The sequence below is a fragment of the uncultured Gelidibacter sp. genome (assembly GCF_947500795.1).
GTDB lineage: Bacteria > Bacteroidota > Bacteroidia > Flavobacteriales > Flavobacteriaceae > Gelidibacter.
In genome coordinates, this window is the sequence record NZ_CANMTE010000003.1 from 72,690 (window position 1) to 94,623 (window position 21,934).

Genomic DNA, 21,934 nt, shown 5'->3' on the forward strand with positions numbered 1-21,934 from the left:
CACTGTCTTTCGTTCCGATATTTTAATTTCCAATCTAAAATTTAATTACACCACTTCTCTACCGTAATTGAAAACCCTCAATAAAATGGCATAATTCGGTCATTTAAAAATAATTATGGCCCAAAAAGCACTTTGTATCCTTTTTGGCATTATCTTTGACTTATTATTTACAATTAATTTAATATTTATTACAATGAGTAGAGGAACAGTAAAATTTTTCAACGATGCTAAAGGCTTCGGTTTTATCGTAGAAGAAGGAAACAACAAAGAACATTTTGTTCACATTTCAGGATTAATCGACGAAATTCGTGAAGGCGATGAAGTTGAATTCGATCTTACAGAAGGAAAAAAAGGATTAAACGCAGTTAACGTAAAAGTTATCTAATATATAAGCTTTTTTAAATGTTAAAGGCCCGCAACACTGTTGCGGGCCTTTTTGCTTTCAATGCTATACAAAAAAAAGCTTGGAACAATGTCCCAAGCTTTTTTTGTATGTAAAACGTTTTAAACCTTAAAACATTTCTCTTCCTGAAAAATGGAAAGCGCTTTCAATAGCTGCATTCTCATCACTATCACTTCCGTGAACAGCATTTTCACCAATAGAAGCTGCATAAAGTTTACGGATTGTTCCTTCAGCTGCATCAGCAGGATTGGTTGCACCAATTAAAGTTCTGAAATCTTCAACCGCATTTTCTTTTTCTAAAACGGCAGCCACAATAGGACCACGCGTCATATATTCTACCAATTCGCCGTAGAAAGGTCTTTCGCTGTGTACAGCATAAAAAGCCTTTGCATCAGCAGTGGTCATGTGTGTTAATTTTAATGCTACAATTCTAAAGCCTGAAGCACTGATTTTTTCTAAGATAGCACCGATGTGTCCTTTTTCGACTGCATCTGGCTTAAGCATTGTAAATGTTCTGTTAGTTGCCATATTTGTAATTTAATTAATTTTAGAGGGTGGACTCGCATAAAACAAGCCCTTTAAGTGATTTACATTTTGTAAACCACTGATAAATTTCGTGCAAAAGTACGGCATTTATCACTAAAAACCATATTATGGATATTAAAAAATTGTATCTTCGCAAGCTATGACTGAACACGATATTAAAGCAATTAAGTCGCTATTATTGGCGCCAAAACACATCGTAATTGTTCCACATAAAAACCCAGATGGAGACGCCATGGGTTCTACTTTGGGGCTTTACCACTTCCTTACAAAGAACAATCATAAAGCAACAGTGATTGCTCCCAATGATTATCCTGATTTTTTAAAATGGTTACCAGGACATGAACATGTTATCATTCATGAATCTGACAAAATAAATGCTGAGGCCTTAATTGAACAAGCCGACATCATTTTTACACTCGATTTCAATGCGTTCCATCGCTCAGGACAGATGGAACAGCACTTAGAAAATTCTAAAGCATTAAAAATCATGATCGACCATCACCAACAACCAGATGGTTACGCAACATATATGTATAGTGATGTTACCATGAGCTCAACCTGTGAAATGGTGTATCATTTTATTAATAAGCTTGACGCTGGGGAGGACATTGATACGAACATTGCCACATGTCTTTATGCAGGTATATTAACTGACACAGGCTCTTTCAGGTTTCCTTCATCTACAAGTACAACACATATTGTAGCAGCTGATTTGATTGACAAAGGCGCGGATCACTCAGAAATCTATAACGCGATATACGACACCAACAGTTTTGAACGTTTGCAACTATTGGGAGTCGCTCTTAAAAATTTAAAGATCCTGCCTGAATATAGAACAGCCTATATTACATTGACTCAAGAAGAGTTGAATGCTGCAAATTTCAGAAAAGGCGATACTGAAGGTTTTGTCAATTATGGCTTATCTATTAAAGATATTGTTTTTGCTGCCATTTTTATTGAGCATAAACAAGAGGGAATTATAAAAATTTCTTTACGTAGCAAAGGTGATTTTTCCGTTAATGAATTCTCTCGCGAGAACTTTGGCGGCGGTGGTCACACCAATGCAGCAGGAGGCAAAAGCGACCTTGGTTTAAATGAAACTGTTGAAAAATTTATTAGTATATTGCCTAGGTATAAACACAACTTAAATTTATGATAAGAGCTATTCTTCTCATTTTCACTTTAGCGCTCAGCATCAGTAGCTGCAAGTCTCCTGAAGCTAGAAAACCAATATCTCAAAAAACTGGTTCTTTTATAAAAATATCGGCAGAGCGTAATAAGAAACTAAACGCAGAAGAGACTGCGAAGATTGAAAGCATCATCGCATCAGATACTACTAAAACTTATATAGCTTCAGAAAGCGGCTTTTGGTATTATTACAATACAAAAGTAGAAAAAGACACCATCACTCCTTCGTTTGGAGACATCGTTAACTTTGATTATGATGTGAAAGATTTTAATGGTAATGATATTTATTCTGATGAAGACATCCATCCTCGTGATTATGCGATGGATCAGGAAGAGCTATTTACAGGACTTCGAGAAGGTTTAAAACTCATGAAACCAGGTGAAACTGTCACCTTTTTATTTCCTTCTCAAAAAGCTTACGGTTACTACGGTGACAAGAACAAAATTGGCACAAACACTCCCGTGATATGCGAAGTGACCGTAAATTCAATAATTCAAAACCAAAACGATTAAACTATGCGATTGATTAGAAAGGCTTTTGGCCTGTTAGTAGTAATGCTCCTTGTTACGGCAACGGCTTGTAAGGACAAATATCCAGATTTAGAAGATGGATTGTACACTGAAATTATCACCAATAAAGGGACTATGGTGCTCCGTTTAGAATACCAAAAAGCACCTGTAACGGTAGCTAACTTCATCTCTTTGGCTGAAGGCACCAACACGCTTGTAGACAGTGCTTATATTGGCAAAAAATATTTTGATGGCTTGACTTTTCACAGAATTATTGACGAATTTATGATTCAAGGTGGTGACCCAACTGGAACAGGAAGTGGTAGCCCAGGCTATAAATTCAACAATGAAATTTCTGAAGATCTTAAGCATGACAGAGTTGGTACATTATCTATGGCTAACTCAGGTCCGAACACTAATGGAAGCCAATTTTTCATTACAGAAGGTGCTACACCTAACTTAGATGGAGGATACAATGTTTTTGGATACTTGGTTTTAGGAGAAGATGTTTTACACACGCTAGCAGGAGTTGAAACTGGCCCTGGAGACAGACCGGTAGACCCTGTTGTTATGGAAGAAGTAAACATTATCCGCAAAGGAAAAGATGCTAAAAGCTTTGATGCACCAGTAGTATTTAAAGAGCATTTTGCTAAAGCTGAAGAGGAAGAAAAAGAACGTCTTGCTAAAGCTGAAGCTGCTCAGAAAGAAAGAGAAGAAAAATCTGCTAGCGCTGCTGCAGACATGAAACCTGCTTTAGATACATATGAAGGCAAGTCAAAAACTTTGGCTTCTGGTTTAAAAATGTACAATATTACCAAAGGTACCGGAGAGAAACCAAAAGCTGGCGATACTGCACAATTGTATTATGAGGGTTACTTTACAGACGGACGCTTGTTTGACAGTAACGTAAAAAGTGTTGAAGAAAACTACGGCATGTATAATGAGCAAAAAGACGAAGAGCAGATGTACAACCCAATGCCAACCAAGATTGGTCCAGACGCTCCAATGATTGCTGGCTTTAAAGAGGCGGCGGCACAAATGCGTGTAGGCGATAAATCATATTTCTTTTTACCATCTCATTTGGCTTATGGAGAGCGCGGTAACCGTATTATTCCTCCAGGAACCGACTTGATCTTTATCATTGAAATGGTAGGCATCGAAAAATAGTCTAAATATATATTATGAGTCTATTTTAAGGTCCAAGCGAATTTAAAATAGCCTATTTTAACATCAAACCGCCCTGAATATTCAGGGCGGTTTTTTTATGTCTTATTAAAGGAACCACTTCTTACTTCTTACTTCTCACTCCTTACTTCTCTCTTTTCTATCCTCTATCCTCTATTCTCTATTCTAACTTCCAACTCCCCTCTTCCAACTCCCAATTCCCCTCTTCCAACCTCACAACGCACCACTCCCATACGTCATTGCGAGGAGCGTAGCGACGTGGCAATCTGTCGATATGCTATTGAATGTTGACTATACGATCCCTGCACAAGCAATAGTAATACTCCAATTCTATCATTCATTAATTATAATCCTACCACGGTGTACACCTTTACCAGAGAAAATCCATCAATTCTCCACCAATAAAAAAACCGTTCCTATCCCTACGATAGAAACGGTTTTTACGCATTATAAATAGCGTCTATGAGATCGTCATATTAGTCTTTAATAATGACCTTCTTATTTAAACTTCCTGAAGTGGTTTCTATTTTCACAACATAACTTCCATCAGGAACATTTTTAACTGGAATTCTCATTTCAGTAGACAAGGTCATATTGGTAGCATTCCATGCTTGAACTGTTTGACCAATAATATTGATTAAATACACTTGTTTTACATTTACATCATTTGGCGTTTGAATAAAGATCTCATCCGTATTTTGTAAATATTTAACCACTACGTTTTCAAATTCTGAATCAATAACAGATAATGGTTTTTCTTCTTGAAACACTAAGAAGAAACGTTTATCATAGTTCCCAGCCTCTAAAGTGATAGCAAAACTGGTATCGTTGATTTGGTGATACGTATCCAATGTAGAATCGTAAACAAATACATCTATAGCTTCACTGAAGTTTTCTAAATCTGTTAATTTAAATTCTACTTTACCTTCTTTTGCCAATTGCATTGCGAAAGGATACTTTTTAGCAGTATCAAATTGCCCGACGCCTTGAATCACGTATTTAGAATCATTGATTAACCATAGCAAATCGCTTGGGAAAGCGTCATTATTTAAAGCATCGTAACCATAATCTACGGCATCAGAAGCTTCATTGTTAGGTGTAAACGCTAACAACAAAGGTCGAGAAGCTCCTTCTGGTGTTTTAAATCTTAAACGAACCCGTTTTATAACGTCATCAATATTGGGTGAGTTTGTAGAATTTGAATTTCTAAAAAATAGTGAGCCATCGTTAGCTGCTCCTGTTACTTTTTCCTTTTTAAATTCACGTTGACTATTATGAAAAACTACTTGTCCACCCATATCACTAGCTTTTACAAAAAAACCTTGTCCAACTGACACGTACCGTTCCGGTTTCCTTATACCATTAAGTTCCTGATCTTGCGCATAACCATCATCAGTGATTTTCGGTGTAACAGCTACAACTCCACCGCTTAAGGAATAGGTTGCATAACCCCCAACATATTCTCTTAAGATATGAGTGTTATTCGCTTCGTAATGCTCCCAAAAATATAAGATTCCAGTAATACTTCCCGAGGTATTTGGGTTGGCATTACTAGATTCACCGTCTGGATTAGTGGCTGGCATATTATCTCTAATGAATTCATTAGCATCTATAGCAGAAGCATATGGATTACCTACTAAAAGGTCATTACCTACGGGAATTTTATTCTTAATTGTACCATTATTCGGTTTCCCAACAAAAACATAATTTTGAGTAGTACCACTACCTCTACCACTACCTTTCATAGTATACCCTAATCCTATTTTATTAGCCGTTTTATCATTAATCCTCTTCCACCCTGTAAAATAATTAGAAATGGTATCGTAGGTTGTTAACCATCGTGTGCTTAATACAATTGGGGTGCCTGGTGCGCCATCACGACCAGTTGTCCAGGTTATAGTGCCTGGATTTGCTGATACAGTTCCATCGTGTAGTACGCTCCCAATTTTAAAACTCTTTGAGTTAGCGCTACCTTCCACTACCGGTGATCCCCAGTAGTTGTAGTTAAAGTGGTTGCCGGTACCTTGTTGATCACGTTCTAATTGTCCACTACTATCGTCATCCAAAATACTTCCTTCAGTCTGCACCATTTGTGACTCTCCTTTTAAATCAATAAGACCATTTAATTTTAGATAATGCGTAATCCATAAACCTTGACCAGTCCCCGTGCCATCAGCTCCAGTATTTCCTTCCATTGTTAATTCACCAGATTCTGAAATTAAACCTAATAAGGTGATGTCTCGTGCACCCGATGAAATATTATGCGCAGTTCTGACGATATTCCAATCAATTGGGTCACCATTCACACCAGTACTATTTGGGATACCCCAAACATCAGGTTCTAACCAGGTAGATTTAATATCCCAATCACTATTTGCTGCTGATTTATAAGGTAGTGGGGCCGTGTTTTCCTGTAGCGTTGTCATATTCCTCAACTTGCCATTTACAGTACCAGCCAGGTTAGGCGTATATCCACCATTCAAAATATCGTTGGAAAGTAATTTATAATAACCCGCAAGGCTTGTATAAGGGAGTCCTGGTGCAGGCATAGGAATTTCTACACCAATATTTGGACCTGGTTGTAATCTCTGGTTCATTAAGAATCGAATTTGTTCTTGAGAAATATTTCCATTCCAAATGCGCACTTCTTCTATCCATCCGGAAAAAAAGTTTGTTGCATTAGGAGGCGACCATTTTGCACCAATAAAGGATCGACTTGTTCCTGTGGTGCTAATTGTTGTACCGGTATCAATACCATCTAAATATAATTTTCCATTGCTATCAACAGCTATGTGATACCATCTGTTATTTGGAATAACACCTGGTAGGTCGGACATATTAATTTCCCTATTTTTAGTACTTATTATTGTACCTGTAGAAGCCTTAGGACGAATCCATGCTTCTATACTATAATCTCCAGTATAGTCACCAAGATCTACAAAATCATCTTTACCATCGAAATCAAGGGCAACACAATTTTGTACATTTATTGTAATTGCTGTAAAGTTAATTGGACATTTGCTCGCATCTCTACCATCGTTGACGCTGCGGCTCATTGTCCATCTTAGGGTATAAGCTCCTTCATTAGGTGCATTAAAAATTGCATTTGGATTTTTAATAGGATCCGAAGTATCATTTGGATCTGGATTGGAAAAAGAATATCCTGAATGTTCTGGACCTACAACTTCCCAGAATGGAGCGTCATAACCGTCTGGTGTTGGGAACGTAAGACTATTCCCCTGCTTCGATCCCTTTAATTCTGCTTTTAATTGGAAATTGTTTTTTCCGCATGCTGCTACAGGCGGCGCTGTAGCAGTTGACGTATAGTTGTCGAAAACGTAAACATTAACAGTTTCGGAGTTATTAGGATCTGCACTTCTACATTCCGTTCCATCATCTGTCACTAAAAAAGAGGTGATTTTAAATGTATTTAACCCAATTTTATCTGGTGTCACGGTTATATTTTGCTGGTTCTTTACGGTTATTACCTCCCCCTGAGCATTGGTATAAGTCCAAACTGAGGAAATATTAAGCGGAGGATTTGGGAGAGCAATTTGGTCAATTGCCCAAGAGCTGGCAGCATTACCAATATATCTAAATCTAATTTTTAAATTAGTCTGACCTACATAATCTTGCAAATCAATCGTAGTCGGGTTTAAACCGTTATGATTCCCAGAATCTGCGGCTCCCGATATTTTACTTAAAAGAACGTCATAATTTGCGCCACCGTCCAAAGACAATTCAATAATTGCTTGAGCACCGGCGGTCAAAACATAAGCTTGATTAAACTTGAGAGTAAGCTCAGATAATCCTAAAGTATTAAATACTGGGGTTTGCATAATAGAATTAAGATTACCCCTAACAATTGCGAATTTTTTGTCAGGTGAATCATATTCTGTACCATTAAAGGATTTTGGGCCATTTGTTAATGCCCATGGCCCTGGTTTGGTAGCATCGCCATTTGCAGGAAGGCAATTACCACAACCGTCCACTAACCACCCGTCAGGATTTCCACTATTAAAAGAGCCACCATCAGCGATTTGAGTATTGGTAGAGTAGTTTAATTGCGAAGTTAATTGTACCGGTGTTCCAAAACAGACTTCTGAAAAACTAGCTTTAACGGGACTTGGTTTTATATCAGCAGGAATCACACTAATCACCGCAAATTTAGAGTAAGTTAAGCCGCAGGATCCACTGGAAATAACGGCTCTAAATAAGGTCGTTTTAGTTAAACCCGAATATCCAGAATAAGAGTAAGTATTCTCTGTATTTGGAATATCTGTCCAAGAAGTTGCAACGGAAGGATTATCTGTTTTTTGCCATTTTAGAACTGTTCCAGTTGCACCAGTAAGTTCGATAGCTCTCGAAGTGCCTGAAGTTGCATTATGACACACTAAATATGTTGACTTGTTGAGACCATCAAAAAGCAATTGGCCTCCAACAGGTTTTGGATCTATTTTTATAGTCCCAGTTATAGGTTCTACACTGCATCCCCCGGTTAGTGTGATGGTATAAGTTGTTGGACCACCTGCTGCAGTTGGAGTTCCACTTATTTTAACTGTATTGTTTACCCAAGTACCGGTAACACCAGCTGGTAATCCAGAAAATGTAGCTCCAGTAGCACCAGTGGTGGCATAGGTAATATCGGTAAGCGGTGAATTAATACAAACGGACTGTGCATTCGTACCCGAAGCTGAAGTTAGCGTAATTGTATTAGAGGGTTTAACAGTAATTGTCCCCTTTGGCTTCTCTCCACTACATGCCCCAGTAAGAGTTACTGTATAATTAAATGAACCAACTTCAGTAGGCTTGCCACTGATGGTAACAACATTATCTGACCATGTACCTGTTACTCCTGCTGGTAATCCAGAAAATGAAGCACCAGTAGCATCAGTGGTGGCATAAGTAATAGCCGTAATCTGAGTATCAGTACAAACGGATTGAGCATTTGTACCCGAAGCTGAAGTTAGCGAAAATGTATTAGTTGGATCGACATTAATTGTCCCTGTTATAGGTTCTATACTGCATCCCCCGGTTAGTGTGACGGTATAAGGTGTTGGACCAACTGCTGCAGTCGGGGTTCCGCTTATTTTAACAGTATTATTTACCCAAGTTCCGGTAACGCCAGCTGGTAATCCTGAAAATGTAGCTCCAGTAGCACCCGTGGTGGCATAGGTGATATCAGTTAGCGGAGTATTTTTACAAACGGATTGTGCATCTGTACCCGAAGCTGAAGTTAGCGTAAATGAATTAGTTGGATCGACATTAATTGTCCCTGTAATAGGTTCTACACTGCATCCCCCGGTTAGTGTGACGGTATAAATTGTTGTACCTGCTGCAGTCGGGGATCCGCTTATTTTAACAGTATTGTTTACCCAAGTTCCGGTAACGCCAGCTGGTAATCCTGAAAATGTTGCTCCAGTAGCACCAGTGGTGGCATAGGTGATATCAGTTAGCGAAGTATTAATACAAACGGATTGTGCATCTGTACCCGAAGCTGAAGTTAGCGAAAATGTATTAGTTGGATCGACATTAATTGTCCCTGTAATAGGTTCTACACTGCATCCCCCGGTTAGTGTGACGGTATAAGTTGTTGGACCACCTGCTGCAGTCGGGGTTCCGCTTATTTTAACAGTATTGTTTACCCAATTTCCGGTAACGCCCGCTGGTAATCCTGAAAATGTAGCTCCAGTAGCACCAGTGGTGGCATAGGTAATATCAGTTAGCGGAGTATTAATACAAACGGATTGTGCATCTGTACCCGAAGCAGAAGTTAGCGTAATTGTATTAGATGGATCGACACTAATTGTCCCTGTTATTTCTACGTCACCACACCCCCCGGTAAGAGTGACCGTATAATTAAATGGACCACCAACTTCAGTAGGTATGCCATTTATTTTAACTGTATTGTTTGCCCAAGTACCGGTAATGCCTGCTGGTAATCCAGAAAACGAAGCTCCAGTAGCACCAGTGGTAGCATACGTGATTTCGGTAAGTGATGTATTAAAACATATGTTCTGATTGTCTGTATTTACAGCTGAGGTAAGTGTTATAGTGTTGTTAGGATTTACTTTGAGATAAGTAGGCTTTGATATGGTTTGTGGACACGCACCATCCGTAGCACTGACTACCACATCGTAACTTCCGGAATTGCCTTCTGTTGCATTGGTAAAAGTTAAGGTGTTGGTATTAACACCTGAAACAGCTCCACTATTAGAAATCGAAACCCCACCTTTCCTCCATTGATAACTGAGTCCTGTTCCTGTGGCTGCAACTGAAAGCGACGTGCTAGTACCTGCACAAATTTCCTTGTCATCCGGCTGAGTTGTAATTTCAATATCTTCATTCACATTAATTTCCGCATTAGCTGAAGTTACTTCTCCACAGGGCGCAGCTCCTTTTACGAGAACTGTATAGGTTCCTGCATCACCTAATGTTGCTTGGCTAATATTTAATGTAGCACCCATTACTCCAATAGAACTACCATTCTTAAACCATTCATAGGTAAGACCTGTACCCGTAGTGGATACGGATAAACTCACAGGGAATCCGGAACAAACGGTTTGAGATTCTGTTGGCTGTGCTGTAATTGTTATCTCTTGATTTATTGTCAGCGTTTTGGTTGACACTGCATCTGCACAAGGGGTATTACCTGTAGCTGAAAGTATTAAGGTAACAGGGCCTTTTTCACCACTGCCAGGTGTGTAAGTCGCTGTAGTAAGAGAAGTAGGGTTTGTAATTGTTCCCGTGCCGTTAGATGTCCAGATAATGCCTGTATTATTGGTAGCTGATGATCCTGTTGTAATATTAACTGCAACATTCGAACAGGTACTTATCGCTGTTCCCGCCACTGCCGTCGCAGCTTGTGATATTGTCAATGTTTTAGTTGACACTGCATCTGCACAAGGGGTATTCCCTGTAGCTGTAAGTGTTAAAGTAACAGGGCCTGTTTCACCACTGCCAGGTGTGTAAGTGGCCGTAGTAAGAGAAGTAGGGTTTGTAATTGTTCCCGTTCCGTTAGATGTCCAGATAATGCCTGTATTATTGGTAGCTGATGATCCTGTTGTAATGTTAACTGCAACATTCGAACAGGCAGTTATGGCGGTACCGGCATCTGCCGTTGCAGCTTGTGATATTGTCAATGTTTTAGTTGACACTGCATCTGCACAAGGGGTATTCCCTGTAGCTGTAAGTGTTAAGGTAACAGGGCCTGTTTCACCACTGCCAGGTGTGTAAGTGGCCGTAGTAAGAGAAGTAGGGTTTGTAATTGTTCCCGTGCCGTTAGATGTCCAGTAAACTCCTGCATTATTGGATGCAGATGATCCAGCCGTAATATTAACTGCAACATTCGAACAGGTACTTATCGCTGTTCCCGCCACTGCCGTCGCAGCTTGTGATATTGTCAATGTTTTAGTTGACACCGCATCTGCACAAGGGGTTTTCCCTGTAGCTGTAAGTGTTAAGGTAACAGGGCCTGTTTCACCACTACCTGGTGTGTACGTGGCTGTAGTAAGGGAAGTAGGGTTTGCAATTGTTCCAGTTCCGTTAGATGTCCAGTAAACTCCTGCATTATTGGATGCAGATGATCCAGCCGTAATATTAACTGCAGTATTAGAACACGATGCTACGGCTGTGCCAGCATATGAAGAGGCTTGCGGAATAACCGTTAAAATCATTTGATCTGTATCGACACCACCATTGCATGAACCACCAACGGGGTTTGGAGTAAGCGTTAAAGTAACTGTCCCATTGGTAATATTAGGGGTATAAGTAGCCGTAGCATTATTGCTATTAACATTGGAAAATGTACCTGAACCTGCAGACCAAGTTCCACTAGAAGCCGCACCGAGTAAAGTTCCTGTTAAAGTTATTGATTCCCCTGAACATATGCTTTGATCAGAACCTGCATTAACTGCTGCGAATTTATCTATTTTAAATTTACCAGAATCTCTTTTACTACTTAAACCACAACTATTTTCAGCTTGCACTGAAACAATTTGATTAGGTGCATTTGCAGCGTTTCCTGTAATATCAACCGTTATAGACCTTGTGCCAGTTCCTGAAGTAATTACCCAACCGATTGGCAAGGTCCATTTGTAGTTTGTAGCATTCGGTACGGCCGCAACTGAAAAACTATAGGTTGCTACAGGACAAATTGATGATGGAGCATTTGTTGTTATTGCTCCCGGTGTTGCTGGGGCTCCGCTGTAGACGGTCATCAAAATACTATTAGTACTTGTAACTGTCGCCGGCGACGCACAAGTAGCATTTGAAGTCATAGCAACAGTAATTGTAGAAGGATTTTCCAGTGATGTTGGGGTATATGTAGAGCTAGTTGCTCCAGGTATATTTATTCCATTTCTTTTCCATTGATAGGTTGGAGTACCTCCACCATTTGTAGGAGTTGCAGTAAACGTTACTGGAGTTCCAGAGCTTGAGCAGATAGAAGTTGAAGTTGAAGTTATTTCAACTGAAGGTATTACCGTAGGATTAACAACAACATTTGTCGTTCCTACATTACTTGTACATCCAGACACAGTAGCTGTCACACTATATGTACCAGCCATCTTAGCTGTTGCATTTGCAATGCTCGGGTTTTGAAGAGTACTTGTAAAACCATTTGGCCCGGTCCAATAATATGTGGCACCTGAAATGGTACTTGCTGATAGATTAATTATTCCTCCTGCACAGACTGGACCATTACTATTAGCAGTTGGCGCAGATGGAATTGGATTTACAACAACATTTGTTGTTCCTGCAGGACTTGTACATCCAAATACTGTAGTTGTCACACTATAAGTGCCTGACTTCGCCACAGATGCATCTAAAATACTCGGATTTTGAAGAGTACTTGTAAAACCATTTGGCCCGGTCCAATAATATGTGGCACCTGAAATGGTACTTGCTGATAGATTAATTGTTCCTCCTGCACAGACTGGACCATTACTATTAGCAGTTGGCGGAGATGGAATTGGATTTACAACAACATTTGTTGTTCCTGCAGGACTTGTACATCCAGATACTGTAGTTGTCACACTATAAGTACCTGACTTCGCCACAGTTGCCCCTAAAATACTCGGATTTTGAAGAGTACTTGTAAAACCATCTGGACCAGTCCAATAATATGTTGCACCTACAATGGTAGGAGCTGTCAGGTTAATTGTACCGCCGACACACACTGGACTATTACTATTAGCAGTTGGTGCAGATGGAATTGGATTTACATTAACATCTGTCGTACCTGCACTACTTGTACATCCCAATACAGTAGCTGTCACGCTATAAGTACCTGCCATCGCAGCAGTTGCGCCTGAAATGCTCGGATTTTGAAGAGTACTTGTAAAACCATTTGGCCCAGTCCAGGAATATGTTGCACCTTCAATGGTAGTCGCTGTTAGATTAATTGTACCTCCTGAACACACTGCACCATCATTATCAGCCTTAGGTGCAGGTGTAACTGGATTTACAATTACATTTGTCGAACCTGCCTCGCTTGTACATCCAGATACAGTAGCGGTCACACTATAAGCACCCTCCATCTCGGAAGTAACATTTGAAATGCTCAGATTTTGAGAAGTACTTGTAAAACCATTTGGCCCGGTCCAGGAATATGTTGCACCAGTAATGTTGCTCGCTGTTAGATTAAAGGTTCCTCCTACGCACACTGGACCATTATTGTTAGCAATAGGGGTAGGTGGAATTGGATTTACAACAACGTTGGTGGTACCAGCATTACTCGTACATCCAGATACAGTAGCTTGCACACTATATGGACCAGCCATAGCAGCCGTTGCAGTTGGAATGCTCGGATTTTGAAGAGTACTTGTAAAACCATTTGGCCCGGTCCAATAATATGTGGCACCTGAAATGGGACTTGCCGCTAGATTAATTGTTCCTCCTGCACAGACTGGACCATTACTATTAGCAGTTGGCGCAGATGGAATTGGATTTACCTTCATTGTAAGTTGATCAGTTACAGTATTCTCTGTTCCACAGCCCGCGATATCAGATGTTAAAATCACACTAACAACAGACCCGTCTAACAATTTATTAGGGGGATTGTCGGAAGGCGAATACGTGTACGTAGAGCTATTAGTTCCAACAATCAGACCGTTAAGTCGCCATTGATATTTAGGATTACTACCTCCATTTTCTGGAGTTGCGGTAAATGTTACCGAATCTCCTTCACAAATTGTATTTTCCGAAGCATCTGAGGAAATTTCAACAGAAGCGGTACAAACATAGGGCCCAGTGAACTCCTCTGTCATTAAATTAGAACTCGAAACAGTAGACATTGCAGAGGCAAGAGAGTTTAATCCACTTCTATAAAGGAAATGCGTCTCCTGTTTATATAATTTCGTTTGAGCAAGATTTACAAACAATTGTTGGGATGACGTAAAACCAGACACATCTAAATTCTTACTGACATGGTTTAACGCATTATAATCGAAACGTAAAGATTCAATCTTAGTTGGATTTTCAATAGTAAGAAAACCAGGAGACTCAAAATTCAGATAATACGTTCCCGCGACCTTATGTTGAGTAAAAAAATCATTATTATAAAATGAATTCCCTAAGGCTACATTACTCAGTAAAAGAAGTAATACACATTTAAAAAATTGGGAGTAGTAGTTTTTCATATCATAGAATTATGGTAAATGACATTAATCTCTTAAATATCATATAATTATTTAAAATAACCATGATATGTTAAAATTATTCGTCGAAATGCTAGTTAACCGTTAATGAGGGAGATACGAATTTATACTAATGCTGTACGGGAAGGAAATTTTGTCGACAAAGTGCAATTATAGTCTTTAAATGTCACTATTTTACCCCTTATTTCTCAAAAATTTTAACATAATTTTTAATAATTGAAAAAGTTAGGATTCAGACTCTATAAAATACAAAAAGAGGTTATAGCAACTATAACCTCTTTTATACTTTAAAAATAGATATCGTCTATCTTATTTTTTTGGAATATGCTTTAAAATTTCCAGTACATAGTTCCAATATTTTTGTGCTGAAGAAATTTGCGCACGCTCATCAGGAGAGTGAGCACCTTTAATGTTAGGACCAAAACTGATCATATCCATTTCTGGATAGTTCTGACCTAAGATTCCGCATTCCAATCCTGCGTGGCACGCTGCTACGTGAGCGTCTTTACCATTCATCTTAGTATACAATTCTGAAAGGACTTTTAAGATGGCCGAATCCATATTTGGTTTCCAACCTGGATAGTCTCCTGAAAATTCTACTTCGCATCCTGTCAATTCAAATGTAGCACGTAGCATGTTCGCTAAATCCCACTTTGAAGATTCTACCGAAGAACGTGTTAAGCAGCCAATTTTAATCTCACCTTCTTTTACAATGACGCGGGCAATATTATTGGATGTTTCTACCAAATCAGGAATATCCGGACTCATTCTATACACACCATTACAAGCGGCATAAAGCGCTCTGGTTAAACCTTCTTGAACTCCTAAATCCATCATCATTTTTGGAGTTTCAACCTTTGTGATTTCAATGGTTAAATTAGGCTCAATTGTTTTATATTCTGTAGTAATATCGTTGATCATTTCTTCCATTTCTGTAGCAAATGCATCTTCATTCATCGTATCAATCGCTACAATGGCATTACTTTCCCTCGGGATTGCATTACGGAGACTTCCGCCATCAATTTCAGAAATACGCAATCCGAAGTTTTCAAATCCGTCAAAAAGCAAACGGTTCATCAATTTATTGGCATTCCCAAATCCTTTATGGATATCCATTCCAGAATGGCCACCTTGAAGTCCTTTTACCGTAATTTTATAACCCGTTTTAAATTCTGGCGTTTCCTCTTCATTATAAGTTCTTGTCGCGGTCACATCAATACCACCGGCACAACCTACACCAATTTCATCATCTTCTTCAGTATCCAAATTCAGCAGAATCTCACCTTGCAATAAGCCACCTTCCAGACCTTTAGCACCCGTCATTCCTGTTTCTTCATCAATCGTAAACAACGCTTCAATAGCAGGATGCGGAATCGTAGTACTTTCTAAAATTGCCATAATGGTTGCAACACCCAATCCGTTGTCCGCCCCTAACGTTGTTCCCTTAGCACGTACCCAATCGCCATCTACATACATCTCGATTCCTTGGGTATCAAAATCAAATGTGGTGTCGTTATTTTTTTGGTGCACCATGTCTAAATGCGATTGCATCACTACCGTTTTACGGTCTTCCATCCCAGCAGTTGCCGGTTTTTTGATGATAACATTGCCTACTTTATCTTCAAAAGTTTCAAGGCCTAATTTCTCACCGAATTCCTTCATAAATGCAATTACACGTTCCTCCTTTTTTGAAGGTCGCGGCACAGCGTTTAAATCGGCAAATTTATTCCAAAGCTCCTTAGGCTCTAATTGTCTTATTTCTGTATTCATAGAAGTATTTTATGTTGTTTTACAAAGGTACGGATTCGTGTATGTTATATAAAACTATTTTCTATTTTTGAAGGATGCGCAAACACACCAAACTTATTATTGCCCTTTCCTTGCCCCTACAAATCGTACTTATTAAGGTATTGGCAAATTTCCCTGAATTTGTAGAACAGTACTACAGCAACGGGATTTACAAATGGATTTCTAAAGCGATGCACGTGGTTTTTGGGTGGATCCCATTTTCGGTTGGGGATATTTTTTATACCGTTGCTACCATCTATATATTAAGGTGGCTTTATAAGAACCGAAAGCGACTCAGAACCGATACCAAAAATTATGTTTTGGATATATTAGCGACGGTTTCCTTCGGCTATTTTGCCTTTCACATGCTTTGGGCGTTCAACTATTACCGCTTGCCATTGCATCAATCGCTTAAAATAGACAACGAGTATTCTACCGAACAATTGGTTCAAATTACTAAAGATTTAATCACTAAAACGAACCTCATCCACGGTATCATTAAAAAGAATGATACGAGCATGGTGATTATGCCCTATTCCAAAAGAGAACTTATTGCATTGGCACCAAAAGGTTACGAACAACTTTCTAAAGAATATCCAAACCTTACATACGGCACGAGCAGTTTAAAACGCTCTATTTATAGTCTGCCGTTGACGTATATGGGATTTAGCGGCTATTTGAATCCGTTTACAAATGAAGCTCAAATAGACGGCCTCATTCCGGCGTACAAATATCCTACGACCACCAGTCATGAAATTGCCCATCAATTAGGTTATGCAGCTGAAAATGAAGCGAATTTTATTGGTGCGATGGCAGCGATGAAACATGAAAACATCTACTTTAATTATTCAGGTTATTCCTTCGCTTTGCGCCATTGTTTGAATGATATTTATTTGAGAGATCCAGCAACTTATGAAGCCTTAATCATGACCGTTAATATCGGCGTCCTTAGAAATTATGAGGAAACACGATTGTTTTGGCAGTCTTATGAAAACATATCAGAAACCTTTTTTAAAAACACGTATAGTGGTTTTTTAATGGCCAACAATCAAAAAGGTGGTATTGAGAGTTACAGTTATATTGTAGCACTTTTGGTGAACTATTTTGAATCGCACCCCATGTAAACGTTAAAAAATTCTTAATATCAGGCTAAACTATACATAATATTTATCTTTAGAATTCATATACTAACTAATTTCAACCGTATGATTAAACCATTATTAACCATCATGACATTCATGTGCAGTTTTTCAATGCTCGCACAAGATTATTTCCCCAAAAACGACGGGGTTTCTACAAAAAACACGAATTACACCGCTATTACAAACGCCAAAATTTATGTAACGCCTACTCAAGTTATTGAGAAGGGGACCTTACTTATTAAAGACGGCAAGGTGGTTGCTTCGGGAACGTCAGTGAACATCCCTAAAAACGCAACAAAAATTGATGCGACGGGCAAAAGCATTTACCCTTCTTTTATTGATATGTATTCTGATTTTGGTATTGAAAAACCAAAACGTCAAGGTGGCGGGAGAAGTGCACAATACGATCCATCACGCACTGGGTTTTACTGGAATGACCATGTGATGCCAGAAAACAATGCTATTGATGAATTTAAGTATGATTCTAAAAAGGCAGAAGACCTAATTAAAGCAGGATTTGGTGTTGTGAATACGCATATTCAAGACGGAATTGTGCGTGGCACGGGAACGCTAGTCGCTCTTAATTCTGACGCTGATAATTCAATGCGTATTATTGATGCTAAATCGGCACAATACTTATCGTTCAGTAAAAGTGTAAAATCCAATCAGTCCTACCCTTCTTCAGTAATGGGAAGTATGGCGTTATTGAGACAGTTATATAATGATGCCGATTGGTATGCAAAAGGCCATTCTAAAACTAAAGATTTGTCTATTGAAGCGTTGAATAACAACAAATCTATGGTTCAGATTTTTGAAGCAGGAAGCAGAGCCAATAACTTACGTGCTGATAAAGTTGGCGATCTTTTCAACATCCAATACATTATTTTAGGTGGTGGTGACGAGTATGAGCGTATTGATGAGATTAAAGCGATGAATGCGCCAATGATTATCCCTATCAATTTCCCAGATGCTTATGATGTTGAAAATGCATTTTTGGCCTCTACGCTTTCCATTCAGGATATGAGAGCTTGGAATCAGAAACCGACCAACCCAAAACTATTGGCTGAGAAAAACATTCCGTTTGCCTTGACGATGCACGACCTAAAATCGTCTAAAGAATTTAAAGCGAATTTACTGAAAGCCATTGAAGCAGGATTATCTAAAGAAAAAGCATTGGAAGCGTTGACAACTATTCCGGCGCAACTTTTAGGGAAATCTGATCAAATCGGATCTTTAAAGAATGGCGCTTATGCGAATTTCCTGATTACTTCTGGTGATATTTTTGACAAGAAAACGACGTTATATGAAAACTGGGTTCAAGGTTACAAAAACACCATTGAAGACAGAAATACCATCGATATTACGGGTACGTATACCTTCACTTTAGCTGGCGATACTTATGAAATGATCCTTTCTGGGGAATTGAACAAGTTGAAATCAGAAATTACTGCCAACGACAAAAAACGTGGTTCGAAAGTTTCTTATGCTAATGACTGGGTGAATATTGCGTTCACCACTCAAGACAGCACAAAACAGGAATTTGTAAGAGTTGTGGCGACAGTTGATGCCAATAAAAATCTTAATGGAAAAGCGATTCTTCCGACAGGAAATGAACTGAGCTTCTTCGCAAAACAAACGGAATCTAAGAAAGATACGCCATCTAAAAAAGAAGATGACGACGATAAAAAAGAGGCTACTGCTTCTGTATCGCCAATCACATTCCCAAATAATGGCTACGGATTTGAAACATTACCAAAAGCAGAAACATTATTGTTTAAGAATGCTACAGTTTGGACCAACGAAAATGACGGTATTTTAGAGAATACGGATGTGTTGATCAAAAATGGTAAAATTGCCAAAATTGGCAAAAACTTATCTGAAAGTGGCGCCAAAGTTATTGATGCAACTGGCAAACATTTAACCTCTGGAATTATTGATGAGCATTCACATATTGCTGCAGCTTCTATTAACGAGGGCGGACAAAACTCATCAGCAGAGGTGACTATTGAAGATGTCATTGATGAGACGGATGTCAATCTTTACAGAAACTTAGCTGGTGGTGTAACTTCCATTCAAATATTACATGGTTCTGCAAACCCGATTGGTGGACGTTCGGCTATTATCAAACCAAAATGGGGACATGCTGCCAAAGATTTGATCTTTACTAACAGTCCGAAATTTATAAAGTTCGCTTTAGGTGAAAACGTTAAACAATCTAATTGGGACGGTACGCGTTTCCCTCAAACAAGAATGGGTGTTGAGCAGGTTTATGTAGATTATTTTACAAGAGCGAAAGCTTACGAAGCGCTTAAGAAAAGTGGAAAACCATACCGTAAGGATGCTGAAATGGAAACTTTGGTCGAAATATTGAACGGTGAACGTTTTATCTCATGTCACTCATATGTACAAAGTGAAATCAATATGTTCATGAAAGTTGCTGAACAATTCAACTTTAAGATCAACACGTTTACCCATATTTTAGAAGGCTATAAATTGGCGGATAAAATGGTGGAGCACGGTGTTGGTGGATCTACATTCAGCGATTGGTGGTCTTATAAATATGAAGTTAATGATGCTATTCCTTACAACGCTGCCATTATGCATGATGCAGGCGTCACTGTTGCGCTTAATAGTGATGATGCTGAAATGAGCCGTCGTTTGAATCAGGAAGCGGCTAAAACCGTTAAATACGGTGGTGTTAGCGAGGAAGAGGCTTGGAAATTTGTTACGTTAAACCCGGCAAAATTATTACATATTGATGATCGTGTAGGTAGTATTAAAGTTGGTAAAGATGCCGATGTTGTATTATGGACAGACCATCCACTTTCAGTATATGCTAGAGCTGAAAAAACAGTGATTGAAGGTGTTACTTATTTCGATTTGAAACGTGATGAACAAATCAGAACACAAATCAAAAAAGAAAGAAGTCAACTGATCAACGATATGTTGCAGGCCAAGAATAAAGGTTTAAAAACACAACCGATTAAGAAGAAAGAAAAAGAGTTATTGCACTGCGATTCGGAATAGTTTTCAGTTGGCAGTCTTCAGTCTTCAGACGGCAGTTGACAGTCAGTTAGAATTATTTTTTATTCGCGACAAAATAACACTTAAACATATTAATAAGATTTCCTCCTTCGAGGGAATGTAAACAGATTTCAAATGAAAAAAAACATATATATAGTTCTCCTCGCACTGTGCACCAGCTTTGGATTTGCACAACAAACACCCGCTTCCAAGCAATCTAAACCGATTGCCATTACGGGTGCTACCGCGCATTTAGGCAATGGCGATGTGATTGAAAACAGCCTTATCATTTTTAAGGATGGAAAATTAACTACGGTTTCTAGTGCATCACAAACGGATCTTTCGGCAATGGAGGTTATCAAAGCTGATGGAAAACATGTGTATCCTGGATTTATCGTGCCTTCTTCTACTCTAGGATTAGTAGAAATTGATGCTGTAAAAGCAACTTCTGATGATCGTGAGATGGGTGAAATGAACCCGCACATTAGAAGTATTATTGCTTATAACACGGAGTCTAAAGTGGTCGAATCTATGCGTCCAAACGGAGTATTGATGGGACAAATTGTACCTCAAGGCGGCCGTATTTCTGGAACTTCCTCAGTAGTACAATTTGATGCTTGGAACTGGGAAGATGCTACCGTAAAAGTTAATGACGGCATTTACATGAATTGGCCAAGTAGTTTTACACGTGGTAGATGGTGGCTTGGCGAAGACCGCGGATTAAAAAGCAATGAGAAATACAACGAACAAGTTGATGAAGTAGTATCATTTTTTAACGAAACAAAAGCCTATGCTGCAGGAGATCAACCAGTAATTAATTTACCATACGCTGCTACTCAAGGGTTGTTTGATGGTACCAAAAAATTATACATTAGAGTAGATGACGAAAAAGGAATCACAGATGCCATTCATTTTGCAAAAAACAATAACGTGCAACACATGGTAATTGTTGGAGGAAGTGAAGCTTATAAAGTAGCCGATTTGCTAAAACAAAACAACATTCCTGTTATTTTACAACGTGTGCATTCCTTACCAAGTAGAGATGATGACGATTATGATATGGCCTACAAACTTGCTAATTTATTAGTCGAAAAAGGCGTTTTAGTCGCATTAAATGCTAACGGACAAATGGAGCGTATGCATTCTAGAAATTTACCGTTTTATGCAGGTACCACAGTCGCTCACGGCTTAGACAAAGAAGAAGCTTTAAAACTGATCACTTCTAATACAGCTAAAATTTTAGGAATCGATAAAGATTACGGCACTTTGGAAGCTGGTAAAAGCGCAACCCTTTTTATTAGTGAAGGTGACGCTTTAGACATGCGTACCAACAGACTAACACATGCTTTTATTGATGGTCGTTTAGTGAGTTTAGAAACCCACCAAACAGAACTGTACCAACGCTACGATAACAAATTTAAAGCTGGAAAATAGTTTTAAGAAGTTGGAAGCATGAAGCCGGAAGTTTCATGTTTAAAACTCCAAAATCT

Annotated in this window: 10 protein-coding genes; 7 read left to right on the top strand and 3 right to left on the bottom strand. The window is 38.9% G+C overall.

Translation table 11 applies throughout. The features are described 5' to 3' along the window. Positions 1–193: 193 nt before the first annotated feature. Positions 194–385, top strand: a complete 192-nt coding sequence (locus Q0947_RS08190) for a cold-shock protein (protein WP_299395332.1) — start codon at positions 194–196, stop codon at positions 383–385. Positions 386–511: 126 nt separating this feature from the next. On the opposite strand, the gene Q0947_RS08195 is transcribed toward Q0947_RS08190, so the two are convergent. Continuing rightward, complete coding sequence (locus Q0947_RS08195) at positions 512–931, bottom strand: nucleoside-diphosphate kinase (protein ID WP_299395337.1); 420 nt, start codon at positions 929–931, stop codon at positions 512–514. Positions 932–1,088: 157 nt separating this feature from the next. On the opposite strand from Q0947_RS08195, the gene Q0947_RS08200 reads away from it, so the two are divergent. From Q0947_RS08200 to Q0947_RS08210, 3 genes are read left to right on the top strand one after another with little or no spacing between them, the layout of a single operon-like run. Beyond that, entirely contained in the window at positions 1,089–2,105 is a 1,017-nt protein-coding gene (locus Q0947_RS08200) for a bifunctional oligoribonuclease/PAP phosphatase NrnA (RefSeq protein WP_299395341.1), read from the top strand. Continuing rightward, positions 2,102–2,650, top strand: coding sequence for a gliding motility-associated peptidyl-prolyl isomerase GldI (gene gldI / locus Q0947_RS08205; protein ID WP_299395346.1), 549 nt, complete (start codon positions 2,102–2,104; stop codon positions 2,648–2,650). The genes Q0947_RS08200 and gldI overlap by 4 nt, the downstream gene beginning before the upstream one ends. A gap of 3 nt (positions 2,651–2,653) precedes the next feature. Further along, a complete protein-coding gene (locus Q0947_RS08210; protein WP_299395351.1) occupies positions 2,654–3,814 on the top strand; it encodes a peptidylprolyl isomerase in 1,161 nt (386 codons plus the stop codon). A 494-nt stretch (positions 3,815–4,308) separates the two neighbouring features. On the opposite strand, the gene Q0947_RS08215 is transcribed toward Q0947_RS08210, so the two are convergent. Beyond that, positions 4,309–14,472 carry a hypothetical protein gene (locus Q0947_RS08215; RefSeq protein WP_299395356.1) on the bottom strand — a complete coding sequence of 3,388 codons (10,164 nt, stop codon included), beginning with the start codon at positions 14,470–14,472 and terminating at the stop codon, positions 4,309–4,311. Positions 14,473–14,799: 327 nt separating this feature from the next. Continuing rightward, entirely contained in the window at positions 14,800–16,260 is a 1,461-nt protein-coding gene (locus Q0947_RS08220; protein ID WP_299395360.1) for an aminoacyl-histidine dipeptidase, read from the bottom strand. Positions 16,261–16,334: 74 nt separating this feature from the next. Here Q0947_RS08220 and Q0947_RS08225 point away from each other — a divergent pair, with 74 nt between their 5' ends. From Q0947_RS08225 to Q0947_RS08235, 3 genes are all read left to right on the top strand, one after another. Then, positions 16,335–17,402, top strand: a complete 1,068-nt coding sequence (locus Q0947_RS08225) for a DUF3810 domain-containing protein (protein ID WP_299395365.1) — start codon at positions 16,335–16,337, stop codon at positions 17,400–17,402. Positions 17,403–17,483: 81 nt separating this feature from the next. Then, the gene (locus tag Q0947_RS08230; RefSeq protein WP_299395368.1) at positions 17,484–20,447 is read left to right on the top strand and encodes an amidohydrolase family protein; all 2,964 of its coding nucleotides are present in this window, start codon (positions 17,484–17,486) and stop codon (positions 20,445–20,447) included. A 132-nt stretch (positions 20,448–20,579) separates the two neighbouring features. Beyond that, on the top strand, positions 20,580–21,878 hold the full coding sequence (locus tag Q0947_RS08235) for an amidohydrolase family protein (protein ID WP_299395373.1): 1,299 nt from the start codon (positions 20,580–20,582) through the stop codon (positions 21,876–21,878). Positions 21,879–21,934: the final 56 nt, after the last annotated feature.